Origin of the sequence: Rubrivirga sp. S365 (assembly GCF_032248475.1) — a bacterium.
Taxonomy (GTDB): domain Bacteria; phylum Bacteroidota; class Rhodothermia; order Rhodothermales; family Rubricoccaceae; genus Rubrivirga; species Rubrivirga litoralis.
This window is the reverse complement of the sequence record NZ_JAVTTN010000001.1, coordinates 1905606-1918711: the sequence shown is the minus strand read 5'-3', so window position 1 is coordinate 1918711 and position 13106 is coordinate 1905606. Positions and strand designations below refer to the sequence as shown.

Annotated in this window: 9 protein-coding genes; 1 reads left to right on the top strand and 8 read right to left on the bottom strand. The window is 72.8% G+C overall.

Annotation, left to right across the window (positions count from 1 at the left end):
• Window positions 1-21 precede the first annotated feature (21 nt).
• From RQM47_RS08285 to RQM47_RS08250, 8 genes are all read right to left on the bottom strand, one after another.
• A complete protein-coding gene (locus RQM47_RS08285) occupies window positions 22-1905 on the bottom strand; it encodes an ABC transporter ATP-binding protein (RefSeq protein ID WP_314008423.1) in 1884 nt (627 codons plus the stop codon).
• Window positions 1902-2816 carry a hypothetical protein gene (locus RQM47_RS08280; RefSeq protein ID WP_311662566.1) on the bottom strand — a complete coding sequence of 305 codons (915 nt, stop codon included), beginning with the start codon at window positions 2814-2816 and terminating at the stop codon, window positions 1902-1904. The genes RQM47_RS08285 and RQM47_RS08280 overlap by 4 nt, the downstream gene beginning before the upstream one ends.
• 256 nt (window positions 2817-3072) lie before the next feature.
• Window positions 3073-5181, bottom strand: coding sequence for a lasso peptide isopeptide bond-forming cyclase (locus RQM47_RS08275; RefSeq protein ID WP_314008421.1), 2109 nt, complete (start codon window positions 5179-5181; stop codon window positions 3073-3075).
• Complete coding sequence (locus RQM47_RS08270; protein WP_311662568.1) at window positions 5178-5696, bottom strand: lasso peptide biosynthesis B2 protein; 519 nt, start codon at window positions 5694-5696, stop codon at window positions 5178-5180. The genes RQM47_RS08275 and RQM47_RS08270 overlap by 4 nt, the downstream gene beginning before the upstream one ends.
• Window positions 5697-5701: 5 nt before the next feature.
• Window positions 5702-5986, bottom strand: coding sequence for a PqqD family protein (locus tag RQM47_RS08265; RefSeq protein WP_311662569.1), 285 nt, complete (start codon window positions 5984-5986; stop codon window positions 5702-5704).
• Window positions 5987-6061: 75 nt separating this feature from the next.
• Window positions 6062-7270, bottom strand: coding sequence for an MraY family glycosyltransferase (locus RQM47_RS08260; RefSeq protein ID WP_311662570.1), 1209 nt, complete (start codon window positions 7268-7270; stop codon window positions 6062-6064).
• Window positions 7271-7485: 215 nt separating this feature from the next.
• On the bottom strand, window positions 7486-8025 hold the full coding sequence (locus RQM47_RS08255; protein ID WP_311662571.1) for a hypothetical protein: 540 nt from the start codon (window positions 8023-8025) through the stop codon (window positions 7486-7488).
• The gene (locus tag RQM47_RS08250) at window positions 8022-10376 is read right to left on the bottom strand and encodes a polysaccharide biosynthesis tyrosine autokinase (protein WP_311662572.1); all 2355 of its coding nucleotides are present in this window, start codon (window positions 10374-10376) and stop codon (window positions 8022-8024) included. Before RQM47_RS08250 ends, RQM47_RS08255 begins: the two co-directional genes overlap by 4 nt.
• A 234-nt stretch (window positions 10377-10610) precedes the next feature.
• On the opposite strand from RQM47_RS08250, the gene RQM47_RS08245 reads away from it, so the two are divergent.
• Entirely contained in the window at window positions 10611-13019 is a 2409-nt protein-coding gene (locus RQM47_RS08245; protein WP_314008418.1) for a T9SS type A sorting domain-containing protein, read from the top strand.
• The last annotated feature ends 87 nt before the right edge of the window (window positions 13020-13106 follow it).

The following is a 13106-nucleotide window of genomic DNA, read 5'->3' as shown; positions in this document are numbered from 1 at the left end:
CGGGCGGGGTGGCGGGCGGTCTCACGCGTTCGGCCCCGGGGGCGGGGCGAGCTCACGGGCCGGGGCGCCGTCGCCTCGCCCCTCGAACCCGGCCTGGCGCGTCTGGGTCGCCCACGACTCCGCGTAGCGCCCGCGCTGCTCGACGAGCTCGTCGTGGGTCCCCGACTCGACGATCTGGCCCCCGTTCATCACGTGGATGATGTCGGCGCGCATGGCCGTTGTAAAGCGGTGCGTGATGATGAGGGCCGTCCGGTCGCCGGCGACGTGGTCGAAGCGGTCGAGCCACTCGTTCTCCGCCCACGAGTCCATAAAGCTCGTGGGCTCGTCGAGGATGACGAGCGGGCTCTCGCGGTAGAAGGCGCGCGCGAGCGCGACCCGCTGCCACTCGCCGCCCGAGAGCTCCACCCCGCCCTCGAACCACCGCCCGAGCAGCGTCTCCTCCCCCTTCGGCAGGCGGTCGACGAGCGCGTCGGCGCCGGCGCCCACGACGGCCTCGCGGAACCGGGGCGACTCGGGGTCGACGTCGGGGTCGCCCAGGCGCACGTTCTGCTCGGCCGTCATCTGGTACCGCATGGGGAACTGGAAAAGGACGGCCGTCCGCCGGCGGACGTCGGCGAGCGCGAACTCGCGGAGGTCCGTCCCGTCGACGGTCACGCGGCCCTGGTCCGGGTCGTAGAACCGGCACAGGAGCTTGATGAACGTGCTCTTGCCCGCCCCGTTTTCGCCCACGATCGCGACCGTCTTGCCGGCCGGGATCTCAAGCGAGAAACCCTCCAGCGCGTTCCGGGTCGTGCCCGGGTAAGAGAACGTAACGTCCTCGAAGCGGACGCCCTCCGCAAGCTGGGCCGGGAACGGCTTGGGGTCGGGCGGGTCGACGACGCGGGGCTCAAGGTCGAGAAAGTCGAACAGGTGGCGCAGGAACAGCGAGTTGGCGTAAACCGCGCCCGCGCTCGTGAGCGCCGTCCCAGTCACGGTCTGGGCCTGCGTGAACGCCTGGTAGAACGCGGCCAGGTCGCCCAGCGTGGCGTCGCCCGCGAACGCCTGCCACACGACCCAGCCCATGACGACGCCGGTCACGAGGAGCGAGACCACGGCGGCCCCGAACCGCCCGAGCGCCTGGTTGCGCACGAGCACGAGGCGCTCCGAGCGGAGCCGCTCGCGGAGCGCCCGGTAGCCGCGGATGAGCGGGCCGTCGAGCCGGTTCATCCGCACCTCGGCGGCCGACTGCATCGTCGTCAGCAGGATGCCGTAGTACTGCGCGCGGCGCCGGCGCGGGGTGGCGCCGGTCCACCACGTGTGCTGCTGGCGGTTGTAGTACAGCACGACGGCGAGGACGGGGACCGCGCTGACGATGAGCGCGAGCGGGATCCACAGGCCGTACCCGATGAGGATGACGCCGATCGAAAACAGCGTCACGCTCGTCTGGAGCAGCGAGCCCCCGTTCTGGATCAGCTGGAGCACGCGCGTCGTCCCCTGGCTCTGCGCCTGCTCCATGAGGTCGTGGTACTCGGGCGCCTCGTAGAACTCGAAGTCGACCGTCGACGCCTTCTGCTGGACCAGGTTCGTCACGTAGTCCTCGACGTACTCGGACTGGGCGACCGACACCCACTGGATCACCCCGCCCAGCACGCGCTGGAGCAGGAAGACGCCGCCCATGAGCAGCGTCGGGACGGCCACGACCTCGACGGTGTCCCACGACCGGCCCATCCCGACGGCCATGTTCATGGCGTCGATGACCCACTTCGTGAGCGCGACGAGCGCGGCGGGGAGCACGCCCTGCACGGCGAGGAGCGCCAGCCACAGGACGGTCCAGAGCGGGGCGGCACTCCACAGCAGGTCGACCGTCGCGCGCGCGCGCACGGCCCACGCCCGGACGTTTTCGCGGGACAGGTCGGGCTTCCTCATGACGTCGGGCGGGGCGGGGTGGGGCGGGCCTCGAGCGGGCCGACGCCGGCATCGGCCTCGACGGCGGCCATGACCTCGCCGAGCGCCTCGAACGAGTGCCGCCGCTGGAGCAGCCGGGGCCGGACGGTCCGAACAAAGTCAGAACACTGCTGGAGGTGCTGGGTCAGGAGCGCCGGCGTGTTCGTGTGGATGAGCGTCCGCGCCCGCGTGTGTGCGATAAGCTGGACGACGGCGTTCTGGGCCGGGACGTCCACGATCGCCGTCTGCTCCCGGAAGCCGGGCTCCAGGAAGTACGCCGCGGCGACCGGAATGGGGTCGTCGGCCATCTCGACGTTGGAGCGGGCCAGCTTCGGCCCGTTCCGCGAGATCGGCGTCAGGCCGTCCCCGCCCGGGGCCAAGAACATGGCCGCGTCGTCGCGGAGCCGGATCTGGGGGTAGGACGGGACCACCTCGGGCCGCTGACCGGGCCGGGTCGTGAACGCGGCCACGTCGTCGGTGAGGAGCGCGTAGCCCCGCTGGTGGAACGCCTCGGCGAGCGTCGACTTGCCCCACCCCGACTCGCCGATGACGCAGACCGCCCCGCCCCGCCCGGCGACGGCGCAAGCGTGGAGCACGAGGTGGCCCCGCTGGCGGAGCAGCGTCGCGAAGATCTCGCCGAGCAGGCGCGCCCGGATCGCCTCCTCGTCGGCCTCGCGGAGCTCCTCGACAACGATCCGACGGCCGCCCGTGAGCTCGAACCGGGCGACGTCCTCGAACTGGCCGGCGATGCGGTCGCCGCCCCCGCTCGCGTCCCACCGGACCGTGCCGTACACGAGCTCGACGTCGGGGGGGCCAGTCGGTTCGACCTCGACGAGCTCGGGGAAAGGGAATTCAGAGTCGAGCGTGAGCCCGTAGGCGGTGTAAGTCGGCACAGGAGAGGCTACAGACGAAGGTGAAGGTCCCGCTGCGGTGCCGGACCTCTACAATCATACCGAAAGCGGGCAGGGAATGCTCAGCCGCCGCAAGTGCCCCCCGGCTGAGACCGGACGTGGCGCAGGCGCTGAGCTCCCCCCCGCTCGTCTCGACCTGAAACGTCGAGTCGAGGACGAGGGACCACGGACACCCGATCGCTAAGTCTATGCACGACAAGCCCGCCCCGCCCCCTGAAGCACGTTCCAGGAGGACACCTTAGTCGTTCTGCGGGCGGGGCGGGGTGGGATCGGCTGCCTCGTCTCCGACTACGTCCTCGCCCGCCGCGCCGGCCCAGTGGAGGACCGTCAGGCCGAGCACCGTTGCGCCCACTTCGTCGAGCGACCCCGACGCATTCTCTTCGAACCCCCGCCGGAGTCGGCCCATGTCGACGATGGCCGCGCCGTCGCCGGGGCGGTCGAGGAGCGACCGCGCGCGGTCGCCGTCGAGGCTGAACCACGCGTGGTGGAACGCGGGCGCGAAGTTGGCCTTCCCGACGCGCCACGCGACCGACTCGGGGAGCACGTCGTCCATCGCCCGCCGCAGCACATAGCGCGTCCAGCCGTCGCGGAGCTTCTGATCGGCGGGGAGCGCGAGGCTGTACTCGACGAGGCGCCGGTCGAAAAACGGGTGGGCGACCTCGATCCCGCACGCCCCCGCGAGGAGCGAGAACAGCCCGCCCGTCCGGCCGAGCGACAGCCGCTCGAGGCCGGCCCGGTGGTCGCCGGCCACGCTCTGGAACGTGAACGGGTCCGTCTCCGACATCGCCCGCCCCACGCGCTCGCGGACGCTGGCGAGGTCCGCAAATGGCTGTGCCATCTCGACCGCCCGCTCGCTGAGCTGCCCCGTTCCCGGGCGCTTCCACGCACGCGCGAGCCGGAGCACCGGACCGGGCGTGACGGCCCGTTTCCACACGCGCTTCGCGATCCCGCGCGGGTTGGCCCGCGCCTCGCGCTGAGCGCCCCGGAGCTGCCGCAAAAACGCCCACGGCGGCGTGTCCTCGGCGGCCACGTCGAGCGCGCCGACCCCATAGTGGAGGAACAGCTCAGCGGCCGAGGCCAGGACGTCCTCGAACGGCTGCCGGTGCGAGGCTCGGCTGTAGCGGGTCTCGAGCGCCCGCGTCTCGCGCCCGAACGCCGCCCAGTCGCCGGCGTCGGCGAGCTCGCGGAGCCGCGGCCGCCCGTGCATGACGACGGTGTCGCCGTCGTACCCGCTGAGCACCGTCCGCACGCCGGCCGCACGCCCGGCCTTGAGGTTGGCCCACATCGTAAAGTGGGCGCCCAGCATGAGGTCGTCGTCCACGAGCGGGACGATCTCGTCGAGCGCAGCCATCGGACTGAGCGGGGCGGCCTGCGAGACGTGTGATACCACCCCGCCCTGGTCCACAACGGCTTGGATATACTCGCGCTCGTCGAGCTCGGGGATGTCGTCGTGGACGGTCGAGAAGGTGTGAAGTGGACCTCTCCCCTCTTCGCGCAGGATGTCCCGAGCTACGACGGTGACGGACGACGAGTCGAGCCCGCCGCTAAGGTCTGCCCCGACCGGGAACGCCGACCGCGAGCGGGCGCGGACCGACTCTTCAAACCGCTCCCTGAATCCGGCCGCGTAGTCCTCGTCGCTCCACCCCGCCCCCACTCCGGGGTCGGAGCGGACCGTAAAGTGCTGCCATATGCGCACGCCACGATGGTCGGCGGAGAGCGCGTGCCCCCCGAGGAGGGACTGGACGCCGCGGAGCGGAGTCCGCGCGGGGTCTCCGGGATACCCAAGGAGGCGGTCAGCCAGGAACACCTCGTCCCGCTCGCCCGAGACGAATTCGCCCAGCGGCCGCGTAGCCGAGGCGAACGCGATCCACTCCCCCGGGCGGTGGGCGTAGTACAGGGGCCGCGTCCCGAACGGGTCCTTCGCGCAGAACAGGCGCCGGCGCCGGCCGTCCCAGACCGCGAAGGAAAAGTCTCCGAGCACGTGGTCCGGGCAGTCTTCCCCCCACTCCGCGTAGGCGGCCAGGAGGAGGTCAGCGTCGGTGAGCGGCGCGCCCGGGGCGGGGAGGCCGAGCTCGTGGAGCGACCGCCGGAGGCGGCTCGCGAGGGCGTCGCGGTCGTCGACGCGGGCGTCGGCCACGAGCGCGAGCGGGCCGCGGACGAGCGGGAGCCGCTCGTGGAGCGACTCGGGCGTCGTGTGCAGCGCGCGGTGCGCGAGCGCGGCGACGCCGTCGGACCACGCGCCATCGGCGTCTGGCCCGCGGTGGCGCATTGTGGCCGCCATCCGCTCGGCGTCTGAGGCGGCGACGGGGGCGCCGTCGAACCGGACGACTCCAGCGACTGCGCTCATCGTTCCTCCGCTGCCAGTGCGTCCTGAACCTCGTCGCGGCGACGGGCGGGGCGGAACGGGCTGTACACCACAGACGAGTCGCCGCCGCCCAGGACGATCCGGCCGTCGACCTCAAGCCAGGCGTGAGCGCCGATTCCGTCCTCGTCCCGGCGTACGCCGAGGCGGAGCGTCGAGGGGTAGCCCTTGCGGGCGAGGAGCCAGCGGCCGGCGATCGCCTGCGTCAGGCACGGCCGGTCGGCCAGGAGCGTCCGCCCCGCCCACGCTACGGTGCGCAGGAGCGCCGAGGCCTGCTGCGGGGGGACCTTGTCGGCCGACGCCGCACCGCCCGCCGAGGGCTCGAAAAGCCGAACCACGGTTCGGTACGGCAGTGCCCACAGAGCGATCCGCACGACGAGGAGCATCGGCAGCACGCGGGCCAGCGCCCCCCACGAGGCGCGAGGCAGCCGACGCGCCCGCCCGGCCGCCGAGAGCGTCCGGGCGAGCGGCCCGCGGTCAGGTGCTTTGGGGGTCGGCACGCGTGTCACGACGGGGTCTCAACCAACCCGCGCGACATCATCTCACCGACGAACTGCTCGACGTCGGCCCGGAGCTGCGCCGGGGCCACCTCGTACTCCTGCACCAGGAGGTCGACCAGGTCCGACACGGACCGGGGCTCGCTCAGCAACTCGAAGATCCGGGTGCCCACCTCGTTGAGCCCGAAGTACCGCCCCGACACCGGGTCGAGAAGGACGGACTCGCCCCCCAGATCGGCGGTCGCCACGGCGTCGGACACAATGATGGGGAGGTCAGGGGACAAAACGGCCATGCGATCGGTGAGCGTTGGAGGGCGTTGACGAAAAGGTACTCTACGGCCGGGCCGCAGGAGGGGCGGGGCGGCGGCCTACCCGTAGTGGGGCGCTAGGTCGGGGACCTGTTCGGCATCCTCGTCTTCGGGCGCGCCGGCGGCCGGCACATCGGGGGCCGCCACGTCGGGGGGCCGCGTCACGGAGGCCGGCGCCGAGGCGTTCGGGTCGACCTCGACGAGCTGCGGGCTGTCATAGGGGAGCCGGACGTAGCCCAGGCGGACGATAAGGCCGGCCGCGAGCGCCACGGCGGCCGCGACCGTCATCGCGACGCCCACCCCGCCCGTCGAGCTTGCCACGACGGCCAGCATGCCGAACCCGGCAGACACGAGGTAGAGCGCGGCGACTGCCTTTGGGACCGACATCCGGTCTGCCATCCGGTGGTGGATGTGGTCACGGTCGGCGGCGAACATCCCGCGCCGCTCGGCCACACGCCGCGCCATCGAGAGCGAGGTATCGAGGAGCGGGAACCCCAGAGCCAGGAGCGGAACGACCGGCGCCAGGGCCGGGTCGCTGTTGGCCGGGCTCGACAGCGTGTAGACGGCCAGGACGTAGCCGAGGAACAGGCTCCCCGAGTCGCCCATGAAGATCGACGCCGGGTTAAAGTTGTGGACGAGGAAGCCGGCCAGCGCCCCCACGAACACGAGCGCCACGAGCACGAGCGTAAGGTCACCCCGGATGCCGAACGCGAGCGCCATGCTCGCGAACGCAATCGCGACCACGCCCGACGCCAGTCCGTCGATCCCGTCGATCAGGTTGACCGCGTTGATCACGCCGACCACCCACAAGATGGTCAGCGGGATCGAGTACAGCGCGCCGAGATAGACGTCGGACCCGATAAAGGGGAGCGCGCTGAGGTCGATCCGGTACCCTCCGTGGAGGAGCGCGTAGGCAACCAGAACCTCGACGGCGAACTTGGGCTTGAACCCCATCCCGTGGACGTCGTCGTAGGCCCCGACGGCGACCATCGCGAGCGCCCCGACGTAGGCGATCGGGTGGAGCCCCGCCGCCCCGCCCAAGCCGGCCTGCCCGGCAGCCCACAGGACGAACGCCGTCGCGCCCGCGGCGCCGGCGAAGATGGCGATGCCCCCCGCCGACGGGGTCACCACACTGTGGAGCTTCCGGTGCCCGTCGGGCGCGTCGGTCCACGCCCAGCGGAGGGCGGCCCGGCGGACGAGCACGGTCGCCACGGCCGTCACCCCGAAGGCGACGACGGCTCCGATCGTTGCGAGGAGGAAAAAGGGCATCGGGACCGAGAAGGCGTCGGGCGGAGAGGGGTGGCGACGGGCGGGGCGGGACGTGGGGAGCCTTCACGTCCTATGCCAGAAAGGGGCCGCCGCGTTTGGTGAGCCTCCCGAGTGCGTTTCGTTGACGGCGGGGTGGAGGCTCTTTTCTTAGGCCCCCGCTGCGCGCGGGCCGGGACGTTAACACGGCACAGAAGGCCGAGCCTCTAGGCGTCTGCCTAGTTGCCGAGCCCGTCGATTCGGAAGTACAGGAGCAGAAGCACGGAGACCACGGACGCCAGCCGGCTCACGAGCTCAAGGCCGTCCCGGAACGTGAACGGCTCCGGAATCGCCTCGTACTCGACCTCAGTCTCGATCACGTCGCCCGTCTCAAGGTTCGGGTGGATCTCGGGCTCGAGCACAAGTTGCTCGGCCGTCGCCTCGTAGATCGGGCGCCGCGTGCCCCCCTGCATGCGGAGGACCCGAACGATCGAGGTCGAGATCGCCCGCTCGGTCGAGTCGGTCGAGGCCGTGCCCCCTGCGAGGGCGAGGGCTTCCGTGAGGGAGATGCCTCTCTGGAGCCGGTAGACGCCGTTCCGTGCGCCGCCGCCGAGGACGTAGACCTCGACGCTGGGCGCCCCCTCCTCGACAAACTGGAAGAACGATGTCCCTTGGTTGATGATCTCGTTGACCGCCCCGATCTGGGCGGCCGAGGACGGCGCCATCGTGACGAGGAAGGCGAGCGACGCGACGAAGCGTGCGGCGGCGGGTCGGTTCATTGTCCGTTGTCTGTTTGGGTGGTCGTGGCGTCCGGTTCGCGGGCGGGGCGGCTGCGCGATGCGCCCCGGCCCGACCCGTAGGGGCCGTAGTTGGAGTAAGCCCCGTACTTCGAGTAGTGGCCGTAGGTGTAGGCGTAGCCGAGCGCCTTGTCGAGCGAGAATCGGTTGAGGACGGCGCCTACGACGCGCGCGCCCACGTCGTCGAGGTGGGCCAGCGCCTGCCGGACGTCGCCGACCTTGGACTTGCCGGAGCTCGTCATGAGGAGCGTGGCGTCGGCCTGGGTCGAGAGGAGCACGGCGTCGGTCGCCGCGAGCACGGGCGGGGTGTCGATGACGACAACGTCGACGACGTCGAGGAGCGCCTGGAGGAGGTCGCGGAGCTCGGGCGAACCCAGGAGCTCCGAGGGGTTGGCAACGGTCGCGCGGCCGTCGCCGGGGCCATCGAGCTCATTCTCGACCGCGACGGCCCCGGTGGGGATGACGAACAGGTTGTCGACGGGGCCGGAGAACGCCTCCGGGAGGAGCGACGCGAGGCTCTCGGCGTCGGCGTAGCGGCCGCCGAGGACCTGCGCGAGGCCGTAGTCGACCGGGCTCCCGAACACCTCGTGGAGCCGCGGCCGCCGGAAGTCTGCGTCGATGAGCACCGTCTTCCGCCCCGCCTGGGCAAACGTGACCGCGAGGTTCGACGACGTCGTCGACTTGCCCTCGCCGGCCCCGGCGCTCGTGACCACGACCGTACGGACGACGGCGTCGGTCCGGCTAAACTGAACGGCGGTGCGGAGGTGGCGGAACGTTTCGGACGCCGGCGAGAGCGGGGCGTGGAGCGTGACGAGCTCGGGCGCGACGGGGCGGCCCCGGACCTCGACCGGGGCGTCCGACCCCAGCGCCTCCTTGATCGTCGGGGCCAGGTCAGGGACCGCCTCCAGGACCGGGACGCCGAGCGCCGAGACGTGCTCGGGCTTGTATACCCGGTTGTCGACCCGGTCGCGGGCTACGGCGAGCACGATCCCCAGGCCGAGCCCGGCGAGGAGCGCGAGCCCGAGCGTCTTGAACGGCGTCGTGCTTATCGGCGCGGAGGGCACAGACGCCCCCTTGAGAACGCGGGCGTAGCCCGGCTCCGACTCCTCGGCGACCGTCACCTGCTGGAGGCGCGAGGCGACGTTGGCGTAGGTCTGGGAGGCCGCGGCGCGTTCCTGCTGCGCCCGCTCAAGCGAGACGGCCTGCGAAGGCGCCCGCCCAAGCTGGCTATCGATCTGGCCGATCTGGCGGCCGAGCTGGGCGATCTGGCCCTGGAGACCCTGGATCTCGATCCGCTCCTGTGTCGCCTGCTCCTTGAGGTTGGCGATGAGCGAGAGGGCCTGCTCGGGGGCAGTCACCCCGCCCGCGTCGAGGGCCTGGCCGACAAACTGGCCGGTCACCTCGCGCTTTTCCCGTTCGAGCTCCGAGATCCGGCCGCGGATGGCGCGCGCGGCAGACTCATCGATGGCCAGCCCGGCCGACTCGCGCCGCTCGTACGGCTGGAGCCGCTGGCGGAGCTCGGAGAGGGACTGCTCGATTTCGGCCACGCGACGGTCGGTGGCGTCGGAGACGCGATCGGCGAGGCCGGGCGTGATGTCGCGGAGCTGGCCGTTGATCGAGGCCAGCTTGTTCCGGCGCGTCTGGAGGTTGATCTGGGCCGCGTCGCGCTGGGACTGAAGCGCGGAGAGCCGGCTCACGAGGGCGCTCGACCCAATGACGGCCGGGGTCGTCATGCGTCCTTCGAGCGTGGCGTCGGCCTCGTCGAGCTCGCCGCGGAGGCGGTCGGACTGCTCCTGGAGGAACTCGCGGGTGGTCGTGAGATACCCCCGGCTGGCGATCTGGGTCTGCGCGACGTACTCCTCAGCGTAGGCGTTGGCGAGCGCCGCGGCGGCCTCGGGGTCCGAGCTGACGGCGTTGATGCGGATGCCGCTGGACACGTTCCGGTCGGCAAGCTCGAAGTCCACGTTGCCCGGGGGGAGCTGGCCGTTGTCGCCGCCCAGCCGCTCCTGGACCCGCTCGCGGATGCCCCGCGACTGGTTGAGCACGAAGAGCTCGGTGTAGACCGAGCGGTTGTCGCGGACGAACGGGGTCGTCTCGCCGATGGGGGACGTCTCCGCCCCGCCCGCGGCGCGGTCGAGGTCGATGAGGACGAGCGCCGAGGTCGTGTAGAGCGGGCGCTGCGAGGACACGTAGGCCACGGCGCCCACGGCGACGAGCAGGAACACGCCGGCGATGATCCACCGCCGCCGGTAGAGCACGTCGAGGACCTCCTCGATCTTCCGGCCCTGGGCGCTGCCAGGCGGGCGGGTGGGGCGGGGACGGTCAGCGGCCATGGGATGGGCAGACTAGGGAGACAAACAATACGGACGTGGGGCCTAGCATGCGGCCCGGGCCGCACGCAATCGGGCGGGGAGGAATAACGCACACGCCGTACCGGGCTCCCCTAGACGGGCGTGCGGCGACGGCGGACCGTAACGGCAGGTCCACCGTCGGGGTCCTTGTTCTCGAAATGCTCTCGCCGTGCGGCGCGGCGGCGATACCGGCCGTCCACTATTCGAGTCGTGCGCATGGCCCCGTTTCTCGCCCTCCTCCTCCTCCTGTCCTCGCCCACCCCGCCCGACGCCGCGGGTTGCGCCGGGCGGACCGGTTCGGGCGCCACCCTCCTCATTCCGGCCCGCCCCGCCCTCTCCCGGGCGGGCGCTCCGCTCGAGGTCGGCGACGAACTGTCGGTCCTCGCCCCCGACGGGCGGTGCGTTGGGGCGGGGCGGTGGGGCGGGGCCGGCGCCGCGCTCACGGTCTGGGCCGACGACCCGACGACGGCTGAGGCCGACGGGCTCCGGCCGGGCGAGCCCGTCCGCCTCGTGGTCCGCACGCCGGCCGGGGACTACGCCGACGGCGACGTCGTCGTCACGTTCGAGGCCGGGTTCGGCGTCGAGGGCGGCTACCAGCACCACGGCCTCTACGCCGTCGCCGTGGAGCCCGGCGAGATCGTCCCCGCCCCGCCCGCGCCGCGTCTGATCGTGGTGAACGAGGTCGAAGTCGACGCGGCGGGCGCCGGCGCGTTCGTGGAGCTCCGCAGCGCGGACTCTGGGCTCGCGCTCGACGGGCTCCACCTGGCCCTCGTCGACGGGGGCGGGGCGGTGTACGCGTCCGTCGACCTGAGCAGCCACACGACGGGCGCCGACGGGCTCTTCGTGGTCGGCGGAGCCGAGGGCGGGGCGGCGTTGGGCGAGGTCCAGGCCGGCGTCGGGGCCGTCGCGGTCTACGACCACGAGGTCGCGGTCGGCTCGCGGGCCGGCGCCGGCGGGCTCGTCGACGCCGTCGTGTTCGGGCCGGAGGGGGCGGGGCGGTCGGACGACCTGCTGGCCCGGCTCGGCCAGGCGGTCCAGTACGTCGAGGCCCAGGGCGCGTCGCTCCAGCGGCTCGACCTCGCCGGCGGCGGCGGCCCGTTCGCGTCGGCCCTGCTCCACCCGCGCGCGGCCACGCCGGGCGCCGGCAACGGCCGCGAGGTGACGGTGGACCGGACGGCCGAGGTCCAGGACGGCGCCGGGCTCCGCCTGGTCTCGGTCCCCGTTGTGAGCGCGGACGGGGAGCCCAAGGCGGTCGGCGACCTGGCTGCGATCAACCTCGTCCGCGGCGTGGCCGGGGGCGACCACCCCGCCCAGTACCCGGGCGCCCAGCCCAACGTGCTCACCGCGTTCGACAACGCGGGCGGCGGCTTCGTCGCGCCGGCGTCGACGGACGAGGCGCTGGCGCCGGGGGACGGGTTCTTCTGGCACTGGTTCGACGAGGAGGCGGCGCCGTCGGCGGCCGACGGCGGGGGGACGAGCTGGGGCCACGCCCTGGAGAGCGAGGCGTTCGCGTTCACGACAACGGGCGTGCCAATCGACGACGCGCTCCTGAGCGGCCCCTACGAGCGCGAGGTGAGCGCTCCGACGGACAGCGGCGTCTACCTGATTGGAAACCCGTACCCGTACCCGCTCCGCCTGAGCGGGGTGACGGTCGCGGGCGGGGCGCTCCAGACGACGGTGGCGGTGTGGGACCCGGCCCGCGGCACCTACGAGGATCTTTTTTCCGGCCCCGACGGCACCGATGACGTGCTGCCGGTGTGGGGCGGGGCGGTGGCCGAGGTGTACGCGCCGCGTGGCTCGTTCACGGTCGTGACCACGTCGGCGGCCGTCGACCCCACGGCCGCCGCCCCGGTCGAGGCCGCGGCCCGGCGCCAGACGGCCACGACCGCCGCCCGCCTCAGCCTCGAACTCTCGGGCACGCTCGAGGGCGGGGCGGCCGTCGCCGACGCCTCGGCGCACGTCCGGTTCGTCGAGGGCGCCGAGGCCGGGTGGGACGTCCACGACGGGTCGAAGCTGACGCCGCCGACTGAAGCCTTCGCGCTCGTCGCGCCGGTCGGGCAGCGCGACGGCGAGCTGCGACGGCAGCGCGTGCTCTCGCTCCCGACGGCGCTCTCGGCCCCGCGCGCGGTGCCGATCGCGTTCGCGGCGTCCGAGGGCGGGGCGTTCACGCTCCGCTGGGACGTGGCCACGCTCCCGGCGGGCTGGGGCGCCCGGCTCCACGACCTCAAGACGGGCGACGCGGTCGACCTCCGGGGCCAGACGTCGTACGCGTTCGAGACGGGCGGGGCGGCCCCGTGGTCCGAGCGGTTCGAGGTCGTCGTCTCGCCGGCGGCGACGGCCGGCGAGGCGGTCGCCGAGCGTGAGACGACGGTGGGGCCGGCCTACCCGAACCCGGCCGTCGGCCCCGTGCGCCTCGACGTCCACGCGGCGACGGCCCAGCGCGTGGCGGCCGACGTGTACGACGCGCTCGGGCGCCGCGTGGCGCGGGCCTACGAGGGCTCGGTCGGGGCCGGGACGCCGGCGACGGTGTCCGTCGACACGAGCACGCTCGCGCCGGGCCTCTACATGGTCCGCGTCGAGGGTGAGACGTTTGCCGAGACGCGCCGGATGGTCGTGGCCCGCTGAGGCCGCCCCACCCGACTGCCGCCCCGCCCTCTCTGTCGAGGGCGGGGCGGCTCTGCGTTAGAGCACCCTTCGGGTGGGTACCGGGTA

What these genes read in the sequence shown, in the direction of transcription:
- RQM47_RS08260 (WP_311662570.1), bottom strand. Translation starts at nt 7,270, where the DNA reads ATGCCCTTTTTCCTCCTCGCAACGATCGGAGCCGTCGTCGCCTTCGGG.
- RQM47_RS08285 (WP_314008423.1), bottom strand. Translation starts at nt 1,905, where the DNA reads ATGAGGAAGCCCGACCTGTCCCGCGAAAACGTCCGGGCGTGGGCCGTG.
- RQM47_RS08245 (WP_314008418.1), top strand. Translation starts at nt 10,611, where the DNA reads ATGGCCCCGTTTCTCGCCCTCCTCCTCCTCCTGTCCTCGCCCACCCCG.
- RQM47_RS08250 (WP_311662572.1), bottom strand. Translation starts at nt 10,376, where the DNA reads ATGGCCGCTGACCGTCCCCGCCCCACCCGCCCGCCTGGCAGCGCCCAG.
- RQM47_RS08255 (WP_311662571.1), bottom strand. Translation starts at nt 8,025, where the DNA reads ATGAACCGACCCGCCGCCGCACGCTTCGTCGCGTCGCTCGCCTTCCTC.
- RQM47_RS08265 (WP_311662569.1), bottom strand. Translation starts at nt 5,986, where the DNA reads ATGGCCGTTTTGTCCCCTGACCTCCCCATCATTGTGTCCGACGCCGTG.
- RQM47_RS08275 (WP_314008421.1), bottom strand. Translation starts at nt 5,181, where the DNA reads ATGAGCGCAGTCGCTGGAGTCGTCCGGTTCGACGGCGCCCCCGTCGCC.